This is a genomic window from Burkholderia singularis, assembly GCF_001718875.1.
Lineage (GTDB): Bacteria > Pseudomonadota > Gammaproteobacteria > Burkholderiales > Burkholderiaceae > Burkholderia > Burkholderia singularis.
The window spans coordinates 121,450-141,480 of the sequence record NZ_CP013448.1 but is presented as its reverse complement, the minus strand read 5'-3'; the positions used below and the strand labels follow the sequence as shown (position 1 = coordinate 141,480).

Annotated in this window: 19 protein-coding genes; 10 read left to right on the top strand and 9 right to left on the bottom strand. The window is 68.3% G+C overall.

Annotation, left to right across the window (positions count from 1 at the left end; translation table 11 throughout):
- Positions 1–143: 143 nt before the first annotated feature.
- The 5 genes from AQ611_RS00665 to pxpB form a co-directional block, all read right to left on the bottom strand.
- Positions 144–1,100: a DUF979 domain-containing protein gene (locus AQ611_RS00665; RefSeq protein WP_069233474.1), complete on the bottom strand. Its 957-nt coding sequence runs from the start codon at positions 1,098–1,100 to the stop codon at positions 144–146.
- Positions 1,097–1,909 carry a DUF969 domain-containing protein gene (locus tag AQ611_RS00660; RefSeq protein ID WP_083237192.1) on the bottom strand — a complete coding sequence of 271 codons (813 nt, stop codon included), beginning with the start codon at positions 1,907–1,909 and terminating at the stop codon, positions 1,097–1,099. Before AQ611_RS00660 ends, AQ611_RS00665 begins: the two co-directional genes overlap by 4 nt.
- A 303-nt stretch (positions 1,910–2,212) precedes the next feature.
- Entirely contained in the window at positions 2,213–2,959 is a 747-nt protein-coding gene (pxpA, locus tag AQ611_RS00655; protein ID WP_069235074.1) for a 5-oxoprolinase subunit PxpA, read from the bottom strand.
- Positions 2,960–3,015: 56 nt separating this feature from the next.
- Entirely contained in the window at positions 3,016–4,092 is a 1,077-nt protein-coding gene (locus AQ611_RS00650; protein WP_069233473.1) for a 5-oxoprolinase subunit C family protein, read from the bottom strand.
- Positions 4,089–4,745, bottom strand: a complete 657-nt coding sequence (gene pxpB / locus AQ611_RS00645) for a 5-oxoprolinase subunit PxpB (protein ID WP_069233472.1) — start codon at positions 4,743–4,745, stop codon at positions 4,089–4,091. The genes AQ611_RS00650 and pxpB overlap by 4 nt, the downstream gene beginning before the upstream one ends.
- 880 nt (positions 4,746–5,625) lie before the next feature.
- On the opposite strand from pxpB, the gene AQ611_RS00635 reads away from it, so the two are divergent.
- Together AQ611_RS00635 and AQ611_RS00630 are read left to right on the top strand one after the other, a co-directional pair.
- A complete protein-coding gene (locus tag AQ611_RS00635; RefSeq protein ID WP_231935877.1) occupies positions 5,626–7,344 on the top strand; it encodes a type III effector HrpK domain-containing protein in 1,719 nt (572 codons plus the stop codon).
- Positions 7,345–7,366: 22 nt separating this feature from the next.
- Entirely contained in the window at positions 7,367–7,828 is a 462-nt protein-coding gene (locus AQ611_RS00630) for a GNAT family N-acetyltransferase (protein WP_069233470.1), read from the top strand.
- Positions 7,829–8,102: 274 nt separating this feature from the next.
- Here AQ611_RS00630 and AQ611_RS00625 read toward each other — a convergent pair whose 3' ends face one another.
- Positions 8,103–8,702, bottom strand: a complete 600-nt coding sequence (locus AQ611_RS00625; RefSeq protein WP_059517372.1) for a 5-formyltetrahydrofolate cyclo-ligase — start codon at positions 8,700–8,702, stop codon at positions 8,103–8,105.
- Between the two features lie 21 nt (positions 8,703–8,723).
- Here AQ611_RS00625 and AQ611_RS00620 point away from each other — a divergent pair, with 21 nt between their 5' ends.
- From AQ611_RS00620 to AQ611_RS00605, 4 genes are all read left to right on the top strand, one after another.
- Positions 8,724–10,679, top strand: a complete 1,956-nt coding sequence (locus tag AQ611_RS00620; RefSeq protein WP_069233469.1) for a lytic transglycosylase domain-containing protein — start codon at positions 8,724–8,726, stop codon at positions 10,677–10,679.
- Positions 10,680–10,898: 219 nt separating this feature from the next.
- Complete coding sequence (locus tag AQ611_RS00615; RefSeq protein WP_069235072.1) at positions 10,899–11,858, top strand: complex I NDUFA9 subunit family protein; 960 nt, start codon at positions 10,899–10,901, stop codon at positions 11,856–11,858.
- Positions 11,859–11,960: 102 nt separating this feature from the next.
- The gene (locus AQ611_RS00610) at positions 11,961–12,608 is read left to right on the top strand and encodes a glutathione S-transferase family protein (RefSeq protein ID WP_069235071.1); all 648 of its coding nucleotides are present in this window, start codon (positions 11,961–11,963) and stop codon (positions 12,606–12,608) included.
- A complete protein-coding gene (locus AQ611_RS00605) occupies positions 12,605–13,846 on the top strand; it encodes a multifunctional CCA addition/repair protein (RefSeq protein ID WP_069233468.1) in 1,242 nt (413 codons plus the stop codon). The genes AQ611_RS00610 and AQ611_RS00605 overlap by 4 nt, the downstream gene beginning before the upstream one ends.
- A 377-nt stretch (positions 13,847–14,223) precedes the next feature.
- On the opposite strand, the gene AQ611_RS00600 is transcribed toward AQ611_RS00605, so the two are convergent.
- The 3 genes from AQ611_RS00600 to flgA form a co-directional block, all read right to left on the bottom strand.
- Positions 14,224–14,664, bottom strand: coding sequence for a flagella synthesis protein FlgN (locus AQ611_RS00600; RefSeq protein WP_069233467.1), 441 nt, complete (start codon positions 14,662–14,664; stop codon positions 14,224–14,226).
- Between the two features lie 79 nt (positions 14,665–14,743).
- Complete coding sequence (gene flgM / locus AQ611_RS00595; protein ID WP_059517382.1) at positions 14,744–15,067, bottom strand: flagellar biosynthesis anti-sigma factor FlgM; 324 nt, start codon at positions 15,065–15,067, stop codon at positions 14,744–14,746.
- Positions 15,068–15,200: 133 nt separating this feature from the next.
- Positions 15,201–16,562 (bottom strand): flagellar basal body P-ring formation chaperone FlgA, encoded by a 1,362-nt coding sequence (gene flgA, locus AQ611_RS25280; protein WP_069233466.1) that lies wholly within the window; start codon positions 16,560–16,562, stop codon positions 15,201–15,203.
- A gap of 233 nt (positions 16,563–16,795) precedes the next feature.
- Between flgA and flgB the strand changes: the two genes are divergently transcribed.
- The 4 genes from flgB (at position 16,796) to flgE (ending at position 20,008) form a co-directional block, all read left to right on the top strand.
- On the top strand, positions 16,796–17,281 hold the full coding sequence (flgB, locus tag AQ611_RS00585; protein ID WP_069235070.1) for a flagellar basal body rod protein FlgB: 486 nt from the start codon (positions 16,796–16,798) through the stop codon (positions 17,279–17,281).
- Between the two features lie 125 nt (positions 17,282–17,406).
- Entirely contained in the window at positions 17,407–17,832 is a 426-nt protein-coding gene (flgC, locus tag AQ611_RS00580) for a flagellar basal body rod protein FlgC (RefSeq protein WP_059517386.1), read from the top strand.
- 76 nt (positions 17,833–17,908) lie between these two features.
- A complete protein-coding gene (flgD, locus tag AQ611_RS00575; protein WP_069233465.1) occupies positions 17,909–18,736 on the top strand; it encodes a flagellar hook assembly protein FlgD in 828 nt (275 codons plus the stop codon).
- A 27-nt stretch (positions 18,737–18,763) separates the two neighbouring features.
- Positions 18,764–20,008 (top strand): flagellar hook protein FlgE, encoded by a 1,245-nt coding sequence (gene flgE, locus AQ611_RS00570; protein ID WP_059517390.1) that lies wholly within the window; start codon positions 18,764–18,766, stop codon positions 20,006–20,008.
- Positions 20,009–20,031: the final 23 nt, after the last annotated feature.

The window sequence follows — 20,031 nt, the reverse complement described above, 5'->3', positions numbered from 1 at the left end:
TGGTCCATGCCGTGAAAGGAAACCGGTTCGCGCCGGTTCGCGCCGATCCTCCGGCCGGTTGCGGCAGGCGATTCGGACGATGGGGCCCCCGAGCCCATCGCAACATCATGAGCGCGCGCTTCGCGCGTAGCACGCGCCTTCGCTCATCGAAACATCAACGCATTCAGCAACACGATATTCGTCGCGAGCAACGCCAGCGCGGTCGGAATTTGCACGCGGATCACGCCGTTCTTGTCCGGCAGCTCGAGCAGCGCGGCAGGCACCATGTTGAAGTTGGCCGCCATCGGCGTCATCAACGTGCCGCAGTAGCCGCTGAACATGCCGATCGCGGCCATGACGGCCGGATCGCCGTGGAATCCGCCGACGAGAATCGGCACGCCGATTCCGCCCGTCATCACCGGAAACGCGGCAAAGCCGTTGCCCATCACCATCGTGAACAGCGCCATGCCGATGCAGTAGACGGCAACCGCGACGAGCCGGTAGTCGAGATTCACGTAGGCGATCGTCAGATGCGTGACCGCGCGGCCCACGCCCGCCTCTGCGAAGACGAGCCCGAGCATGCCGAGCATCTGCGGCAGCACGGCCGCCCACGACAGCGCGTCGACGAGGCGCCGCGCCTCGTGCAGCGACTGGCCGACGGTGCCGCGCGTGATTCGGCACGCGATACCGAGCGCGATCACGCAGCCGATCCCGAAACCGATCAGCGTGACGTTTTTCGGCTCGACGAGCGGTGCGCCGCCGATGTGCAGATGGCTCGCCGCAAGCGTGATCGCCACGGTGACGAACGGGATGGCGAGCGCCGGCACGAACAACCGGTTGCCGATGCGCGCCGCGCTGGCGCGGCGTTCGCTGTCGGACGGCAGCCGGGCTTTACCCGCCGTCACGCCGCCGCAGCCGGCAATCAGGGCCATCACGATGGCGATCGCGCCGACCCATTCGACGGGCAGCCGGTCGCCGGCGACGAAGACGAGCGCATACAGCAGCCAGAAGCCGCCCGCCGTGAAACGGCGCGGATGCGAGCGATCGGCGATGATCGTCGCGCTGACCGCGAGCAGCACCGCGCCGGCGAGCCAGTAGAGCGCATGGATGGTGAGCGTCATGCGTGATCCGCCCGGCGGGGGGTGGCTTTCGCGTCCGCTGCGGGCGTGCCGCGCCCGGTTTGACCCGCGTGCTGCGCGCCATCGGCCGCGGGCGGCCCGTCTGCGTGTCGAGCGGCGGCGAGGCCGCCCAGTTCGCGTTCGAGTTGCCGGTCGAGGCGCCAGAGCCTGAAGCCGTGGATCGCGAGTGCGGCGAGCGCGGTCGGGATGCCCCACAACGCGACGTGCATCGGCTCGACGCTCACGCCGGCCTCCTTGAGGAACGTCACCATCAGCACGATAGCGCCGAATGCAACGAAGATATCCTCGCCGAAAAACAGGCCGACGTTGTCGGTCGCGGCCGCGTAGGCGCGCAGCCGATGACGGGTCGCGTCGGGCAGCGGGCCGAAGCGGTTTTCGGCGGCGCCTTCGGCCATCGGCGCGATCAGCGGGCGCACCATCTGCGGATGGCCGCCGAGGCCGGTGAGGCCGACGGCCGCGCTCAACTCGCGCACGATCAGATAGATGATGAGCAGACGTCCGGCGGTGGCCGCGCGAATCTCCGCGATCCAGGTTTGCGCGCGCTCGCGCAGCCCGTGCCGCTCGAGCAGCCCGATCACGGCGAGCGGCAGCAGAATGATGAGCGGGATGTTGCGGGTTTTCAGAAAGCCAGCGCCGATTGCGGCGAGGATCCGCGCGGGGGGGAAGTGTGCGCTCGCGGCCGTCGCGATCGCGGCGAGCGCGACGATCAGCATCGGATTGAAGCGCAGCGCGAAACCGGCGACGATCACGGCGACGCCGACGAGCGGCCATAGGCTGACGGTGTCCGACATGGGCATATCCTCCTGACATGGGTGGTCGAGCACCGTCTTTGCGCGACGGTGGGAAGCCGGGGACCGGGATTGGATGCCGGAGCGTGCGCTTCATCGGCGTGGGTACGCGCGGTGTGCAAGCCCGTCGAGATCCTCGTCTCGACGGGTATTGTGGCAAAGTCGCGCGGGATTTCCCAGCGCGGCCACATGCGGCGTGCGACGCGCTAACTCGCGCTCGGGCCAAAGGCGGGCGCGCGCATCGCGGAGGCGCCAATCAGCGCGCTCGAGCGTGCGGACGTGGGCGCGCGCGAAAGGCGGTTGCGTCTACGCCGCGCCGGGCGCTTGCACGCCGATGCCGGCCGCGTTGAGCGCTGTACGGATCCGGCGCGCGAATGCGAGCGCGTGCGGCCCGTCGCCGTGCAGGCAGACCGTTTGCGCGTCGAGCGGCACCCATTCGCCCGTCACCGCACGCACGCGCCGTCCGCGAATCATCTCCAACGTGCGGGCGAGCATCTCGGCTTCGTCGTCGACGAGCGCGCCGGGTTCGGTGCGCGGCACGAGCGAGCCGTCGGCGCGGTAGCCGCGATCGGCGAATACCTCCTCGATGGCGGCGAGCCCCGCGCGTCGCGCGGCGGCAATGAAGCCGCTTTTCGCGAGCCCGAACACCGCGAGCGACGGATCGAAATCGCGGACTGCCGAGATAACCGCGTCGGCGATCGCCGGATCGCGCGCGGCCTGGTTGTACAGCGCGCCATGCGGCTTCACGTGCGCGAGACGCCCGCCTTCGGCCAGCGCGATCGCCGACAGCGCGCCCAGCTGATAGAGCACGCCCGCGTAGATTTCGCACGCGGGCAGGTTCATTTCCGTGCGGCCGAAGTTCTCGGGATCGTGAAAGCTCGGATGCGCGCCGATCGCGACGCCCTTGTCGAGCGCCCAGCGCACGCAATCACGCATCGCTTGCGCGCTGCCCGCGTGCCAGCCGCATGCGATGTTCGCCGACGTGACGAGATCGAGGAGTGCCTCGTCGGAGCCGCAGCCTTCGCCGAGGTCGGCGTTCAAATCGATATGCATGGCGTTCGCATTCCCAGGTTCGGCGCCGGCGCGCGTGCGTTCTCGCCGCCGGCTCATCAAGCGGCTGCGCCGCGTGCGGCAAGCGCGCGCTCGCGCGCCTCGTCGCGCATTTCGATGGCGACATCGATTTGGCGCAAATACGCGCGCTCGGCGTCGAGCGCCGCGCGCGCTGCGTCTGCCGTCACGCGGACAAAGCGGATCGGCAGGTTCAGCCGCGCCTGCGCGAGTTTCCACAGATCCGCGCGGATCACCGAGCCGATCCGCGGATAGCCGCCCGTCGTTTGCGCATCGTTCATCAGCACGATCGGCTGGCCGTTGCCGGGCACCTGGATCGTGCCGGGCAGCACCGCGTGCGACAGCAGATCGTCGCGCCCGTCACGCGCAAGCGCCGTGCCCGCGAGCCGGTAACCCATCCGGTTGCTGCTCGGCGTGACGATCCATTCGTCGTCCCAGAACGCCTGCTGTGCGGCCGGCGTGAAGCTCGTGTACTGCGGGCCGGGCAGCACGCGCACGGGCATCGCCCACGACGCATGCGTGTGTTTGTGGCGGCGTGCCGTGTCGACGCGCGCGAACGAACACCAGGCGGGCGCTTTCAGGCCGAATTCGGGCGCGCCGGGCGCGACGCACCCGGGCGCGTCCGGCGGCGGCGCGCCGGTTGGCAGCCGGTCGCCGTCGCGTAACACGCGTCCGCCAAGTCCGCCGAAATGCGATGCCAGATCGGTGCTGCGCGAACCGAGCATCGGCAGCACGTCGATGCCGCCCATCACGCACAGATAGCCGCGCATCCCGCGCTTCGCGGCAGGCAGCGTGAGCGTTTGCCCGGCCGCGACGGGCACGCTCCACCATGAATAGACCGGCTTGCCGTCGAGCGTCGCGCCGAATTCGGTGCCGGTGATCGCAATGCGCGTGGCGCGCGGGAAGCGAAACGACGCGGGCCCGAGCGTGATTTCGATCGCCGCGGCCTCGGGCCGGTTGCCGACGAGGCGATTGCCGACTTCGAGCGCGAGCGTGTCGAGCGCGCCGCTCTGCGCGACGCCGAGATGGCGGTAGCCGTGGCGTCCGAGATCCTGGACGCTCGAAAGCGGCCCGGCGCGCAACACTTCAATGCCGCCCGTGGCGTGGCTCGATGTCATCCGGTATGTACTCCCGCAACGGTGAAGCGCACGCGATCGCCCGGTTGCAGCAGCGTGGGCGGCGTGCGCGCCGGGTCGAACAGCGTGAGCGGCGTGCGGCCGATCAGTTGCCAGCCGCCGGGCGCCGCGGCCGGATAGATGCCGGTCTGCTCGCCGCCGATGCCCACCGAGCCGGCCGGCACTTCGACGCGCGGCATCGCGCGTCGCGGCGTATGCAGCGCGCTTTCGAGGCCGCCCATGTAGGCGAAGCCCGGTTGGAAGCCGAGGAAGAACACGATATAGCTGCCGCCCGCATGACGCCGCACGATTTCGTCGGCGGCAAGCCCGGTGTGTTTGGCGACCGCGCCGAGGTCGGGGCCGAATTCGCCGCCGTAGTCGACCGGAATCTCGATTTCGCGGCTGCTCTCGGCAATGCCGTCGGCGTCGCGCCACGCGGCTTTCATTAGCGGTGTAAGCGCGTCGGCGGTGGTCGCGAGCGGATCGAACACGATGGTCAGATTATTCATGCCGGGTACGACGTCGACAACGTGCTGCCAGCCCGCCGCCGCGTGCGCGACCGCCCAGACGCGGCGCTGGCATTCCAGCGTCGCGGGAGGCGGCGTCTCGCAGACGATGGCGGTATCGCCGAGCGGGTAGATGCGTGGAGTGATCATCGATGGGAGGCTGGCGGCATTGGGCCGTGTCACGAATAGATTACCAACAAAATGTTGACGGCTTGCCGCCGAAGGCGACCGGAGGATTCCGGCACGGAATTGTACGGCGCACGTGCCCATGCGAATTTCCGGCGCCGGGCGCACGCTTGTCGAACCTCGTTCGAGGGCATGTTTATAACACGCTCTCCCGTCCGTTCGGGCGGCAGGCGTCGCCGTGCATGGCGGGCATTTCGCCGGCGCGCGACGCGGCGCACGCGCGCGCCGCGCGCCGGCGTGTCGCGGGGCCGTTGGAGACGGGCGAGGGGCGAAGGCGAAGGCGAAGGCGAAGGCGAAGGCGAAGGCGAAGGCGAAGGCGAAGGCGAAGGCGAAGGCGAAGGCGAAGGCGAAGGCGAAGGCGAAGGCGAAGGCGAAGGCGAAGGCGAAGGCGAAGGCGAAGGCGAAGGCGAAGGCGAAGGCGAAGGCGAAGGCGAAGGCGAAGGCGAAGGCGAAGGCGAAGGCGAAGGCGAAGGCGAAGGCGAAGGCGAAGGCGAAGGCGAAGGCGAAGGCGAAGGCGAAGGCGAAAGACGGGTCGAAACATCGATCGAGACGCCACGCGCAAAACGCGCCGGCAAACCCCGGCGGACGCGCAGCATGGAGCCGGGCGCGGCGCACAGGCCGCCGTCGCCGCGCGCGAGGCGCGCCAAGCTGCGGCGCGCGCGGATTTCGATGCTCGGCGGCGCACCGCACGGACCCGTTTCGCAACGCTGGATGCGGTTTCGGGCGCCTGTGGTCCGGCACAGCCGGCGGTGTTTAAAGTGAAAGCACAAGCCCGTGTTGAACCCCGGCTTGTCGGATGGAGCGGTCAAGCCATGCCGTGTCTTCCTGAAGGAGTTCGCACGCCATGGTCAGCCTATCTTTTCCCCTCCCGGCAACCGATTCGACGGCCGCGGCAAGCGGCCGCACGCACGCGGACAAGCTTCGACAAGGCGCCGCGACGGCGTTCGCCATCGACGCGCTGCTCAATGAAAGCCTGCGTGTGCCGGCGCGCCGCCGCTTCAGCACCACGACAGCGTCCGCGTCGCGGCGATTGAATACGGCGCGTGCCGATCAGCCAGCCGACAGGAATGCCCAGGCGGCGAGCGACGGTTCGTATGCGCTGCTCGATGCCTACAGCGCGCAAAGCGACGCGGCCGATCTCGCGCAATGGTCCGATTTGGCGGCCGACGATCAACGCATGCCGCTCGAGCGGCCGATTGCCGCGATGCAATTTCTGGCAGGCGAGCCGAGCGCTTCCGGACAACGGCCGACGGCCGGGCAGATCAGCGCGGCGCTGAATTTCGTCTATGACAATCCGTCGCTGAGGACCGCGCTGCAGAATAAACGCGCGCTCAAACCGGATGGCGGCATCGATCGCGGAAGACTCGGCGATTTTCTGAAGGACGCCCGAACCAACCTCGCCCTTGCCGACAAGAACATCAAGGAATACCAGGCAAAGCATCCGGACGCGACGCGCGACGCGCTGAACATCGCGCGCGCTGCCGCGCTGCTTCAGGCCTACTTGCCTATCGCAGGCGAGTCGGCGGGACACCGGTCGAACGGCAAGGACAACAACTACGCCGGCGGCAAGAACGGCGGCGGATTGACGAGCCGGCAGCAAATCGGCGCATTGCAGGACAACGAAGGCTTCAGCGCGTCGCTCAAGGCGGCGGCGAAGGCCTGGTCCAGCAAGGGCGCGTTCGATGCGATCGATCGAAGCGGCGACGACAAGGCGACCAAACCGCGCAGCGACGATCTCACGGCCAATAATGTGTCGAATTTCGTGCTGAAAGATGCACCGTCCGACGAGGCGGCCGAGCAGGATTTTCTATGGCGGGCGAGCGTGCGCAACATTACCGCCGATACCGATATTCAGTCGCTCGGCCCGGACGTGCTCGCCCGGCCGCAGAACTATGCCGCTCGGCAAAAAGCGGCCGTGATGATCAAGTTGATGGAGACGCTGGTCGATGTCGTGGCCGGCGGCGCGGATGGCTTGCGCGACGTCCGCATCACGGTGGCCGAATTGCAGCGGGCGATCGCGGCGCTTGCGAACGATCCCGCGGCGGCCGCGTATCTGCGGAAAACCGCGCCGCCGCAGATGCAGAGCCTGAGCGCGATGTTCGAGCAGGCTGGCGGCAATGCCGGCGGCGTGGCGGCGGGTTCGGTGGCGGAGCTGGCCGGCCGGCCTTCTCTGCGCGATGCGGCGGCCGCGGTCAAGAACGTCACGGATAAAGTCAAAGACGCCCGGGGCGCGATCCAGGAGGCGAAGACCGCTGCCGAGCAACTGTACAAACTAACCGGCGCCGCGGGCAAGGAAATTGCCGAACGCGCGGCGTCGCGCGTGCTGGGCCTGACCATGCGTGCGGGCGTTCGCGGTGCGATGGGTGCGCTCACGGCTACGATGGGCGCCTTGGCCGGCACCGGGCCCGCCGGGTGGGTGCTCGACGCCGTGCTGGTCATCCCGGATATCGTGCTGGGCGTGCTGTGGATCGTGGAATTGATCCGCAAGCATCAGCGGCAGGCGGCCTTCGCCGATAACGTGAATCCGACGCTGCGGCAGTTCGGCATAGCGTTGCCGAGCTGAGTCCGGCCGCATCGGTTCGATGATGAGCAGGCTGTTGTTCGAGCGTAGCGACGAAGTGATGCACTTCGTCGCCAGTATGACGGGTGAGCGTCGCTATGACTATTGCGCGACGATCGGGCTCGAGAACGACGGGGACATCGTCGCGGGCGTGCTCTACCAAGGGCACAACGGGCCGAACGCGCTGATGCATTTCGCGTGCCGGGGATCGCGCCATTTGATTACGCGCGCGTTTGTCTGCGCCGCGTTCATGTACCCGTTTCAGGTGCTCGGATGCAACCGGGTGACTGGGCTCGTGCGCGCGGACAACGACGGCGCGCAGCGTCTGGGCGAGCATCTCGGCTTCGTGCGCGAGGGCGTGATGCGCGAGGGCGCGGGGGACGGCACGAACTTCGTCCTGTACGGCATGCTGCGGCGCGAGTGCCGTTTCTTGCATAGCTGTTATTTGAGCGCGCTGTTGGCCGAACTGGACGCCGGGCCGGCCTGAAGCGCGCCGGCCGCGTGCGCGATGCGGTAATCGCGGTACGGGCGCATCGCGCGGCTGCGGCGCACGGCGGTAAAGTGCGGCGGTAAAGCGCGGTGATAAAGCGCGAGAACAAAGCGCGGAGGCAAAGCACGGCAGCAAAGCGCAGTGGCAATGCCCGGCGATAAAGCGCGGACGCAAAGCCTGGGGGCAGAACGCGAAAGAAAGTATGACGACAAAGCACGACGGCAAAGCACGACGGCAATATGCGCCCGCCAAGCCCGGCCATGCCGATGCGTCAGCCAGGCATCGCCCGGCAGGTCCGCGTCTCGGTGACGATCCAGTCGAGCGGCAGGTCGTGCGCGTCGCGCGGCAGTTCGGGCACGCCACATGCGTCGTATGCGATGCCGATCGTCACGGGCCGCCCGCCACCCGGCCATGCGGCGAGCGTGCGGTCGTAATAGCCGCCGCCGTAGCCCAGCCGGAAGCAGGCGTCGTCGAAACCCACGCACGGAATCAGCAGCAGATCGGGCACGACCGGCGCGCCCGACGCCGGCTCGGGAATCCGGTGGCGGCCCTCGCGCATCGGCGCGTCGGGCGTCCATAGATGGAATGCGAGCGGCGCACGCGGCGTTTCGATGACGGGCAGCGCGGCTTGCCGGCGGGCATTGCCCGCCAGCCATGCGGCGATCGTGTCGCGCGCGTCGAATTCGCCCGGCAGCGGCCAATAGAAGCCGACCGAGCGCGGCGCGCACGCATCGAGCGCCGCGAGCACGCGTTGTGCGAGCGCGCCGTGCGCGTGCGGCGCGCGATGCGCGTCGAGGCGGCGCCGGGCCAGCGTTTCGCGCAGCGTTTGCTTCGGATTCGACGCCGGGGCGCGTGCTATGCTTTCGCTCACTTCCGTGCTCCGTTCACAACGATGTCAACCAGTTTTCACCGAGTATATCGCGCGGCGGCAACGCTTCTTGCCGCCGCCGTGCTGGCCGTGGGGACGGCCACCTGTGTCGCGCAGACCGCCGACGACCCATCGTCTTACGACGATCAAATCTTCGTTCAGCTTCGCGAGGCCGCGCGCAAGAACGATGCGGGGCGCGCCGCGCAGCTCGCCGCGCTGATTCCGAATTATCCGGCGCCGTCTTATCTCGAATATTTCCAGATCAAGCCGCAATTGTTCGATTCGACCGGCCGCGCGCGGATCGACGCGCCCGACGCGCCGGTGCTGTCGTTCCTGTCGCGCTACGACGGCCAGGCGATCGCCGACCGGATGCGCAACGATTACCTGCTCGTGCTCGGCGCGCGCCACGACTGGCGCAATTTCGACGAGCAGTACAAACGCTTCGTGCTCGACGACGACACGCAGGTCAAGTGCTACGCGCTCGAATCGCGCGCGGCGCGCGGCGAGAACGTCGCCGATATGGCACGCGATCTGCTCGTCGATCCGAAGGTCTACGGCGATGCGTGCGTCGACCTGATCGGCGCGCTCGCCGCGAACAAGCAGTTCTCGAGCGACGACGTATGGGCGCAGGTGCGTTTCGCTTACGAGCAGAATTACACGACCACGGGCGGTAAGATCGCCGACATGCTCGGCGAGCGCCCGGTGGGCTTCGAGCAGGCGACGAGCGCGCCGCCGCTGTTTCTCGCGCGCGGCATCGGCGCGGATGCGACGTCGCGGCAGCTCGCGCTCATCGCGATCACGCGGATGGCGCGCAACGATCCGGATGCCGCGGCGGGGCAACTGACGTCGCTCGCGCCGTCGCTGTCCGCGGCCGAGCAGGCGGCCGGCTGGGGCGAGATCGGCTTTCAGGCGGCGCTCAAACGCATGCCGCAGGCGGTGGTGTGGTATCGGCAATCGATGAATGCGCGGCTGTCGAATGCCGCCTACGAATGGCGCGCGCGCGCGGCGTTGCTGGCGGGCGATTGGCCGATGGTGCGCTGGTCGATCGAACAGATGCCCGCGTCGCTGCGTGACGATACGACGTGGATCTACTGGCGCGCGCGCGCGCTGAAGGCAAGCGGCGACACGCTGAAGGCGAACCAGGAATTCGAGCGGATCGCCGGGCAGTTCAATTTCTACGGTCAGCTTGCCGGTGAGGAACTGGGGCAGAAGACCGTGATTCCGCCGCGCACCCGGGTATCGGACGCGGAGATCGACGCAATGCGCAAGGTGCCGGGTTTCGCGCTCGCGCAGCGTTTCTATGCGCTCAATCTGCGGCTCGAAGGCAATCGCGAGTGGAATTGGCCGCTGCGCGGGATGACCGACAGGCAGTTGCTCGCGGCAGCCGAGTACGGCAAGCGCATCGATTTGCTCGATCGCACCGTCAACACGGCGGATCGCACGACGTCGGAGCACGATTTCACGTTGCGCTACCCGTCGCCATATCGCGATATCGTCGAGCGCTACGCGCAGCAAAACGGGCTCGACGTCGAGTGGGCGTATGGGCTGATCCGCCAGGAATCGCGCTTCATTACGAATGCGCGTTCGTCGGCGGGCGCGGGCGGCCTGATGCAACTGATGCCGGCGACCGCGCAACTCGTCGCGAGGAAGCTCGGGTTGGGCCCGTTGTCGCGCGGGCAGATGCATGACATCGATACGAACGTGCAGCTTGGCACCTGGTATTTGTCCGACATCTACCAGAAGTTCGACAATTCGGCGGTGCTCGCCACGGCCGGCTACAACGCGGGGCCGGGGCGGCCGAGCCAATGGCGTCAGGCGCTCGCGCGGCCGGTCGAGGGCGCGATTTTCGCGGAGACGATTCCGTTCAACGAGACGCGCGACTACGTGAAGAACGTGTTGTCGAACGAAACGTTTTATGCGGCGCTGTTCGAGAAGAAGCCGCAGTCGTTGAAGGCGCGCCTCGGTTTCATCGCGCCGTAATCGTAACGAGCCGTAACGAGCGCCGCGCGCATGCCGCAAGCGCGTCGGCGTGCATTGGAATGCGGCGTATCCCGGCGCGGCCGGGCAGGCCGGCGCGCCACCCGCCGGCCGCCGCCAAGATGCGGCCGGTGGGTTGGCGCACCGCGCCTGTCGACGCGTATGCGCCGCCGCCGCTGTTCGCCGCTTGGCTGCGCGGCGGAATATGGATGGGCCAAGATCATGCAGCGCCAGACCATCGCCGTCATCGGCGGCACCGGCTTCATCGGCAGCCGGCTCGTCAATACGCTCGTCGGCGCGGGCGCGCGCGTGCGGATCGCCGCGCGCCGCCGCGAGCATGCGCGTCACCTTGCGATGTTGCCTGTCGAGATCGTCGAGCTTGATGCGTTCGACGAGCGCGAACTGGCCCGCTTCGTCGCGGGCGCTCAGGTGGCCGTCAATCTCGTCGGCGTGCTGCATGGCGCACGGGGCTCACCGTATGGCGAGCGCTTCGCGCGGCTGCATGTGGCGCTGCCCGCGTCGCTTGCCGCCGCGTGCATCGACGCGCGCGTGCCGCGCGTGATTCACGTGAGCGCGCTCGGTGCCGATCCGCACGCGCCAAGCATGTACCTGCGCTCCAAAGGTGACGGCGAAGCCGCGCTCCATGCGCGGGCCGCGATGGGCGCGCTCGATGTGACGGTGTTCCGGCCGTCGGTGGTATTCGGCCCCGGCGATGCGTTTCTTACGCTGTTCGCGCGGATGCAGCGCATGCTGCCGGTGTTGCCGCTCGCGATGCCGGATGCGTTGATACAGCCGGTCTATGTCGGCGACGTCGCGCAGGCGCTCGCAAACGCGTGCGCGCGCGATGCGACGCGCGGCAAAACCTACGAACTCGGCGGCCCGCGCACGTACCGGCTCGAGGCGCTGGTCCGCTATGCGGGCGTGCTCGCCGGGCGCAGCGCGCGGATCGTCAGGCTGCCCGCCGCGCTCGCGCGGATGCAGGCACGCGTATTCGAACTATTGCCGGGCGAGCCGCTGCTCACCCGCGACAATCTCGCGTCGCTGTCGGTGCCCAGCGTGATGACGGGGCCGCTCGCGCCGGAGCTGGGGATTGCGCCCGCGAGCGTCGAGAGCGTTGCGCCGGCGTATATTGGCGACACGGCGCTCTATTCGCGCTTCGCCGGCTGGCGCGCGCGACGCTGACGGTTGGCGCGTGCGACGGAGCGGAACTTCGGCGGGCCGACCGCCGGCTGCGCAGATCGTTCGATCTGCGTGTGGCAGAGCAGGAAAAAGGAAAGGAATCGGATGAAACTCGTCGTCGGAGACAAGAATTACTCGTCGTGGTCGATGCGCCCGTGGGTGCTGATGCGGCACTTTGGCATCCCGTTCGACGAGGTGTCGATCGAGTTGCGCCGCGACGATACGGCGGCGCGGATTCGCGCGTATTCGCCGTCCGGCAAGATGCCGTGCCTGGTCGGCGACGACGGCGTGCCGGTATGGGATTCGCTCGCGATCGCCGAGACGCTCGCGGAGCGTTTCGCGCAGCACGCGCTCTGGCCGCGCGATCCGGCCGCACGGGCGCGGGCGCGCTGCGTATCGGCCGAGATGCACGCCGGTTTTGCCGCGCTGCGCGGCGAGATGCCGCTCGATATTCGCGGCACGCCGCCGGCGCGCGAGCTGTCGCCGGCCGCGCTCGACGACGTCGCGCGCGTCGATGCGATCTGGCGCGAATGTGTGGCCGCGTCGGGCGGTCCGTTCCTGTTCGGTGCGTTCTCGATTGCCGACGCGATGTATGCGCCCGTCGTGCTGCGCTTTCGCGCGTTCGCGGTGGCGCTGTCGCCGCAAGCACGGGATTACGCGGCGAGCGTCGTCGAGCTGCCGGCCGTGCGCGAGTGGATCGACGCCGCGCGCCGCGAGACGACCGTGATCGACGTCTACGGGCCGTCGCGATGAATATCTACGCGGTTGGCGGCGCGATCCGCGATGCATTGCTCGGCCTGCCGGTGCGCGACCAGGATTACGTGGTGGTCGGCGCGACGCCCGAGCAGATGGCCGCGCAGGGCTTCAGGCCGGTCGGCAAGGATTTTCCGGTGTTCCTGCATCCGCGCACGCACGAGGAATACGCGCTCGCACGCACCGAGCGCAAGACGGCGGCGGGCTATCACGGCTTCCAGTTCTATTTCGCCCCCGACGTGACGCTCGAGCAGGATCTCGCGCGGCGCGACCTGACGATCAACGCGATGGCGCGCGCGGTGAGTCCGGACGGCACGCTGATCGGGCCGATCGTCGATCCGTTCGGCGGACAGGCGGATTTGCGCGCGAAGCTGTTTCGGCATGTCGGCGACGCGTTCGTCGAGGACCCGGTGCGGATTTTGCGTGTCGCGCGCTTTGCCGCGCGCTTTGCCGATTTTTCCGTCGCGCCGCAGACCTTGGCGCTGATGCGAGAGATGGTTGCCGCGGGCGAGGTCGATGCGCTCGTGCCCGAGCGGGTTTGGCAGGAGCTTGCGCGCGGGCTGATGGAGGACGAGCCGTCGCGGATGTTCGCGGTGCTGCGCGACTGTGGCGCGCTCGCGCGGATTCTGCCCGAGATCGACGCGCTGTTCGGCGTGCCGCAGCGCGCCGACTACCATCCGGAAGTCGATACGGGCGTGCATGTGATGATGGTGATCGATTACGCGGCGAAGCAACGCTACACGTTGCCGGTGCGCTTCGCTGCGCTCACGCACGATCTCGGCAAGGCGACCACGCCTGCCGAGGTGTTGCCGCGCCATATCGGGCACGAAGCACGCAGCGTCGAGCTGATCAAGCCGTTATGCGAACGGTTGCGGGTGCCGAACGAGTGCCGCGATCTGGCGCTGCTCGTCGCGCGCGAACACGGCAATTTGCATCGTGTGATGGAGATGGGCGCGGCGGCGCTGGTGCGGCTTTTCGAGCGCGCCGATGCGCTGCGCAAGCCCGCGCGTTTCGCCGAGGCGCTGCAAGCGAGCGAAGCCGACGCGCGCGGGCGGCTCGGATTCGGCACGCAGCCTTATCCCCAGGCCGAGCGGCTGCGGCAGGCGCTCGTCGCGGCACGCTCGGTCGATGCGGGCGCGATCGCGCAGCAGTTTGCGGGCCAGCCGGCGCAGATCAAGGACGCGGTGCATCGCGCCCGAGTGCGGGCGGTGGCGCAGGCGATCGGAAGCGGCGAGTAAGTGACGAAGACGTGGCGCGCTGGCAGGGCGGTTGAATCTGGCGGTTAAGCACGGCAGTTGAGCCTGGCGATTGAATCTGGCGGTTAAGCACGGCAGTTGAGCCTGGCGATTGAATCTGGCGGTTGAGCGCGGCGGTTGAACCTGGCGGTTGAATCTGGCGGTTGAGCACGGCGGTTGAACTTGGCGGTTGAACCCGGCAGTTGAACCCGACGGTTGATGCCGACGGCCACCGGGCTGGTGGCCCGATTCGCGCGGCGTGCACTTCGCGCCATGCTTTCATGCGGCGCGGCCGCAAACGGTGCCGATAAGGATCGCGCGGACGCAGGCGGGTCACGCAGCACGCAGCGCACGCGGCGCACGCCGGAACCGGCGGACGGTCAGCGCGTGGCAGCCCCGAGGCGCCCGTCCGGCCCATAGAGCGCGGCGCGCTGCGGTGTCGCGCGCAGCACCGCCAGCGCCTTCTCGTTGTGATCCATCCGGATTCGGATCAGCATCCCGTTGATCGCGTTGGCGTGGCGAGCGCGCTCGGCTGCCTGCTGTAACAACTGCCAGCCGTTCGCGATGCGCACGTCGCCCTCGGCCGCGCGATCCATTCCTTTTTTGCCGGCCGGCAAACCGAGCGACGCGAGCAGCGCGTCGCGCTCGCGTTCGAGGCGTGCGAGCTTGTTGATCAGTTCGAGCTTTCGGGCGACGAGGCCCGGCAGCGCATCGAGCGGCTCGGGCGTCGTCAGCGCTTTTTCCTCATAGGCGAGCAGCGACGCGAACGCCTCGACGCTCGCATGTTCGTCGGTGATCGTGGCCAGCAGTTCGTCTCTCATCTGGTTTCGCTCGGTTTGCCGCGCGTGAGCCCGGCGCGCCGGGGCGTTGCGGCGGCGCGGCCGGATCGGCGCGGGGCGTCTAAGGTTGCTTGAGCAGTTCGCGGGCGGTTTGCAGGATGCCGTCGGCGATCCGGCTCGTATCGATGGACAGCGTGCCGTTGCGGATCGCCTCGCGGATCGACTCGACTTGCGCGACGTCGATATCCGCATTGCCCGATGCGGCGAGGCTGCGCAGCGTCGACGACAGGCCGGACAGGCTCACGTTCGCGTCGCCTTGCGCCGGCGCGCTGGCGGCGCCCGCATCCGGTTGGGCCGCGCCCGGGGCGGCCGGTGAGCGCGCCGTGCCCGGGCCGGCGTTCGATAGCGTCCGGGTGTTCGACGCAGGAGGGGAATCGATTTTCACGATGGCGGTTCCTGTACGGGTTTGGCCACGATAACGGCAGCGCAGGCCCGAACTTTAGTGTTCGCGCGCGGGTAAATCCCTGAATCGATGAAGCTTTGCAATTCTTGACGGTTTGCGCACGCGCAGCGCGCCGCTACAGGGAAATTTCGACGGTGGCCGCATCCTTGACGACCGCGGTGACGATCTGGCCCGCCGCCATGCGCACCCGCACCGGCTGGCCGGGCGCCGCGTTGCCGAGCGCGCTGCCCTCGGCCGAGATCGTGAACCCCGGGCCCGAGGCAATCACCCGCACAGTCTGCCCGATCGACACCGACGCCGCGCTTTTCAGCAGATCCCGGCGCAGCGGCAGCCCGGCCGCAACGCGCGTCAGCGCGCTCGCGCCGACGGCTTGCGTCGGGTCGGTGATTACGGCGAGCGGCAGCAACGTCAGGTCGCCCTCGCGCGCGACGAGATCGGCGGCCGTCAGCGTGTCGCCGGGCGCGAGCGCGCGGGCGGCGACGTAGTAGGTCGCCTGCACGGTGAGCTTGGCTTGCAGATAGAGCGTCCACGGCCGCTCGCCCGCGCAGCGCACGCCGACCGTCGTGCGGCCCCACAGGCGCGCGCCTGTCGGCAGGAACGGTTCGAGCGTCGCGCACGCGGCCAGCCCGCGCGGGAGCGCGGGCGCGACGGTGACGGTGACCTTGCCGGGCAGCCCTGCCGCCTGCTGCTGCAGGAAGGCAAGCGCTGCGCTGCGGATTGCTTCGCTGTCTTGGCCTGCGGCGGTCGGCATGGCCGGAGAGGGCCGCGCGGCGGCGTAAGCCGGCCGGGATGCGTTTGCCGATGCGCAAAGCGTTCGCGCGGCCGATGTTTGCACAACGGCCGCGCTTGATCCCGGCGCGTCGGCGCAGGCCGGCAGCGGCGGCCTGGCTGGTATCGCGCGCGGCGCGCCGGCCGCACCGCGCGCGGCGAGTGTGTGAGGCGCGATGGAGGCGGGCGCGTCGTCGGAGCGCGGCGCGCCGGGAATGGCTGGTGTCGGCTCGAGGTGCCGCGGCTGACGCGGCACGCGTGGCGGCGCTGCGGCCGTTCGCGCGTCGGCCGTTGCGGTGACGGCGGCGGTGCCCACATCCTGCGAGGCGACGGGCGCGACTTGCCATGCATATTCGCGCTGCGCGTGCGCGGCGACGGCGCGGCCGGCCGGCACGCGCTGCGCGGCCATGCCCAGGGGCGCGTCGTCCGTCGTCGCGGAAGGGCCGGCGCCGAGGGCAGCGCTGCTTGCCGCCCGGGCTTTTCCAGTCTCGCCGCTATTGGCCGCATCCGCCGCGCGAGGGCTTGCCGTCGCATTCGCGAGCGCCGTTTCGGCCGATTCGCCACGTCCCGGAATCACGATCATGCCGCTGTCGGCCGGTTGCGCGGCCTGCGCCGCGCAGGCCCAGCCCGCCGCCGCCAGCACCCACGCGAGCGCCGCGCGCCTGCCGGTGATGCGCGGTGCGCCGTCGGTCGTCGCGCGTGGCGTCATCGCCCCCTCCTCGAAACCGGAACCGTCCAACTGTCGTAAGTAAGTGTCTGTCACGCGTCGCATTCTAGGGACGGGGGCGAGCCCGCAAACCGCGAATAGAGGGCCGCTTTGCCGGTTATTCGTCCGATTGCCCGTTGCATGGCCCGTCTACGATGCGTTCCATCGGAAAAAGCCCCTTCGCCGTGCGTGGCGGCGGGGCGATGCATCTTCAGATCTTCAGACGGAGCACGCAGATGCTGGACAAACTCGACGCCGAATTCGCGTTCGGCCGCCAGGCGCTCGATGTGCGCGCGTATCGGCAGGAACTGCTGTCGTCGAACATCGCGAACGCCGACACGCCGGGCTATCGCGCGCGCGACGTCGACTTCGCGTCGACGCTCGCGCGCGCGCTCAAGCCGGCCGGCGCGCGCGGCAACGCGGCGGCGCTCGCCCTCGCGCAGCCGGCGGGCGTGACGAGCGCCATGGCGATGACGGCCACCTCGGACGCGCACATGGCCGGCGCGGCGAAGCTGATTCCGACGGGCGGCCCGGGCGACGACTACGGCCGCGCGCAATACCGGATTCCACGCCAGCCGGCGCTCGACGGCAACACCGTCGATCTCGACATGGAGCGCGTGCAGTTCGCCGACAACGCGCTGCATTTCCAGTCCGGCATGACGGTGATCACGCAGCAGATCAAGACGATGATCGCCGCGATCACGTCGAACCCGGGTTCGTGACGCTCGGCCCAAAAGATTCAAGCGATTCAGGCGATTCACGCGCGTTTTTCCGCGCGCCGCGCACCGCGCGAAACGGATGACGAGCGCGCCGCGCGCTCAACGCACAAGCCAGCCAGGAGCATTGCATGCCTTCGTTGATGAACATTTTCGATGTCGCGGGTTCGGCGATGTCGGCGCAGTCCCAGCGCCTGAACGTCACCGCGTCGAATCTCGCGAATGCCGACAGCCTGACGGGCCCCGACGGCAAGCCGTACCGGGCCAAGCAGGTGGTGTTCGCGACCGCGCCGATCGGCCGCGCGCGCACCGCGTCGGGCCAGGGCGTCGGCGGCGTGAATGTCGCGCGGGTGATCGACGATCCGTCGCCGATGAAGACGTCCTACGATCCGTCGAACCCAGCCGCCGATCCGAACGGCTATGTGACGATGCCCAACGTCGATCCGGTACAGGAGATGGTGAACATGATCTCCGCGTCGCGCTCGTATCAGGCCAATGTCGAGACGCTCAACACCGCGAAGCAGTTGATGCTGAAAACCCTGACGATCGGCAATTGAGCCGCGTCGCAGCGGCCTTCGATCACGTCATCCCGTCATCCCGCATATAGCAGACTTCGCAGGAGCGCGAAACCGAATGACCTCCTCTTCGACCACCATCGGCAGCAACGGCGCGAACGTGACGAACCTGCCCTACGACACGTTCAGCGCGAACGGCCAGTCGTCGTCGGCGAACGGCGCGAACGGCACCAGTGGCACGAACGGCACGAACGGCACGAACATCAACGCCGCCAGCTCGCTGCCGGCGTCGTCGGCAGCCGACCTGCAAACCACGTTCCTCAAGCTGCTCGTCACGCAGTTGCAGAACCAGGACCCGACGAACCCCGTGGACAGCTCGCAGATGACGTCCCAGCTCGCGCAGATCAACACCGTGAGCGGCATCGCGCAATTGAACGCGTCGCTGACGTCGCTGTCGTCGCAGCTCACCGCGAGCCAGCAGACCCAGGCGGCGATGCTGATCGGCGCGAACGTGCTCGCGCCGGGCAGCGACGTGGCGGTGAAGGGCGGCGCGGCGTCGCCGTTCGGCGTGCAATTGACGAACGCCGTGACGAATCTGACGATCACCGTGAAGAACGCGGCGGGCGTGGTCGTCAACACGATCAACGCGGGCGCGCAGCCGGCCGGCACCGTTCCGTTCAATTGGAAGCCGACCGACGTGGCCGGCAACGCGTTGCCCGACGGCACGTACACGATTTCGGCGAGCTATACCGACGTGTCCGGCAAGCAATATGCGCCGCCCACGCTTGCCGCCGCGCGCGTGCAAAGCGTGGTCAAGCAGGCGGACGGCGCGCCGGGGCTCGTGCTGTCGAGCGGCAAGACGGTGGGCCTGAGCCAAATCGCGTCGATCTTCCCGAACCCCGCGACGAGCGCGCCGAACGGCGGCGCGCCGTCCACCACCAACTGACACAGATTCTGCGCAACGGAGACCGAGATGGGTTATCAACAAGGTTTGAGCGGCTTGGCGGGCGCGTCGAGCGACCTCGACGTGATCGGCAACAACATCGCGAACGCGAACACGGTCGGCTTCAAGGCGAGCACCGCGCAATTCGCCGATATGTATGCGAATTCGGTTGCCTCGGCGGTCAACAATCCGATCGGCATCGGCACGATGCTGTCGTCGGTGCAGCAGCAGTTCAGCCAGGGCACGATCCAGTCGAGCACGTCGTCGCTGAACGTCGCGATCAACGGCAACGGCTTCTTCCAGATGTCGAACAACGGCGTGATCACCTATTCGCGCGACGGTACGTTCCAGCGCGATAAAAACGGCTATATCACCAATGCGCAGGGGCTGAACCTGATGGGCTATCAAGCCAACGCGAACGGCGTGATCGACATGGCCGCGACGGTGCCGCTGCAGGCGCCGACGGCCAATATCGCGCCGACCGCGACGACCAAGATCACCGGCCAGTTCAACCTGAACGCGCAGGATCCGCTGCCAGCGACGTCGCCGTTCAGCTTCAGCGATTCGACGTCGTACAACTATCAGACGTCGGTGCAAGTGTTCGATTCGCTCGGCGGCTCGCAGAACGTGAACGTCTATTTCGTGAAAAGCGCGACGTCGGGCGAGTGGGAGGTGTATGCCGGCCAGCAAGGGCAGGCGCCGACCGATCTCGGCGCGGTCAAGTTCAACACGGCCGGCGCGATCGCCGGCACGACGCAGGCGGGCAGCGGCGCGCCGACGCCCAATGTCGGCCAGTTCTCGTTTACGGTTCCGACGTCCACCGGCGCGGCCAATCCGCTGAATCTGACGCTCGATCTGTCTGGCACGACCCAATACGGTGGCAAGAACGGCGTGAACGATCTCAGACAGAACGGCTTCGCGAGCGGTGTGTTGACGACGTTTACGGTCGGCTCCGACGGCAAGCTGACCGGCAATTACTCGAACGGCCAGACCGCGACGCTCGGCCAGATCGTGCTTGCGAACTTCAACAACCCGAACGGCCTCGTGAACGTCGGCAACAACCAGTACGTCGAGACTTCCGCATCGGGCGTGCCGCAGATCTCGGCGCCCGGCAGCACGAACCACGGCACGCTGCAAGGCAGCGCGCTCGAAAATTCGAACGTCGACCTGACGGGCCAGCTCGTCAAGCTGATTACCGCGCAGCGCAATTACCAGGCGAACGCGCAGACGATCAAGACGCAGCAGAGCGTCGACCAGACGCTCATCAACCTGTAACGGCCTTCGCGGATTCGAGCCAG

Coding starts and splice junctions, on each gene's coding strand:
- AQ611_RS00665 (WP_069233474.1), bottom strand. CDS start 1,100: ATGACGCTCACCATCCATGCGCTCTACTGGCTCGCCGGCGCGGTGCTG.
- AQ611_RS00660 (WP_083237192.1), bottom strand. CDS start 1,909: ATGTCGGACACCGTCAGCCTATGGCCGCTCGTCGGCGTCGCCGTGATC.
- pxpA (WP_069235074.1), bottom strand. CDS start 2,959: ATGCATATCGATTTGAACGCCGACCTCGGCGAAGGCTGCGGCTCCGAC.
- AQ611_RS00650 (WP_069233473.1), bottom strand. CDS start 4,092: ATGACATCGAGCCACGCCACGGGCGGCATTGAAGTGTTGCGCGCCGGG.
- pxpB (WP_069233472.1), bottom strand. CDS start 4,745: ATGATCACTCCACGCATCTACCCGCTCGGCGATACCGCCATCGTCTGC.
- AQ611_RS00635 (WP_231935877.1), top strand. CDS start 5,626: ATGGTCAGCCTATCTTTTCCCCTCCCGGCAACCGATTCGACGGCCGCG.
- AQ611_RS00630 (WP_069233470.1), top strand. CDS start 7,367: ATGAGCAGGCTGTTGTTCGAGCGTAGCGACGAAGTGATGCACTTCGTC.
- AQ611_RS00620 (WP_069233469.1), top strand. CDS start 8,724: ATGTCAACCAGTTTTCACCGAGTATATCGCGCGGCGGCAACGCTTCTT.
- AQ611_RS00615 (WP_069235072.1), top strand. CDS start 10,899: ATGCAGCGCCAGACCATCGCCGTCATCGGCGGCACCGGCTTCATCGGC.
- AQ611_RS00610 (WP_069235071.1), top strand. CDS start 11,961: ATGAAACTCGTCGTCGGAGACAAGAATTACTCGTCGTGGTCGATGCGC.
- AQ611_RS00605 (WP_069233468.1), top strand. CDS start 12,605: ATGAATATCTACGCGGTTGGCGGCGCGATCCGCGATGCATTGCTCGGC.
- AQ611_RS00600 (WP_069233467.1), bottom strand. CDS start 14,664: ATGAGAGACGAACTGCTGGCCACGATCACCGACGAACATGCGAGCGTC.
- flgA (WP_069233466.1), bottom strand. CDS start 16,562: ATGACGCCACGCGCGACGACCGACGGCGCACCGCGCATCACCGGCAGG.
- flgB (WP_069235070.1), top strand. CDS start 16,796: ATGCTGGACAAACTCGACGCCGAATTCGCGTTCGGCCGCCAGGCGCTC.
- flgC (WP_059517386.1), top strand. CDS start 17,407: ATGCCTTCGTTGATGAACATTTTCGATGTCGCGGGTTCGGCGATGTCG.
- flgD (WP_069233465.1), top strand. CDS start 17,909: ATGACCTCCTCTTCGACCACCATCGGCAGCAACGGCGCGAACGTGACG.
- flgE (WP_059517390.1), top strand. CDS start 18,764: ATGGGTTATCAACAAGGTTTGAGCGGCTTGGCGGGCGCGTCGAGCGAC.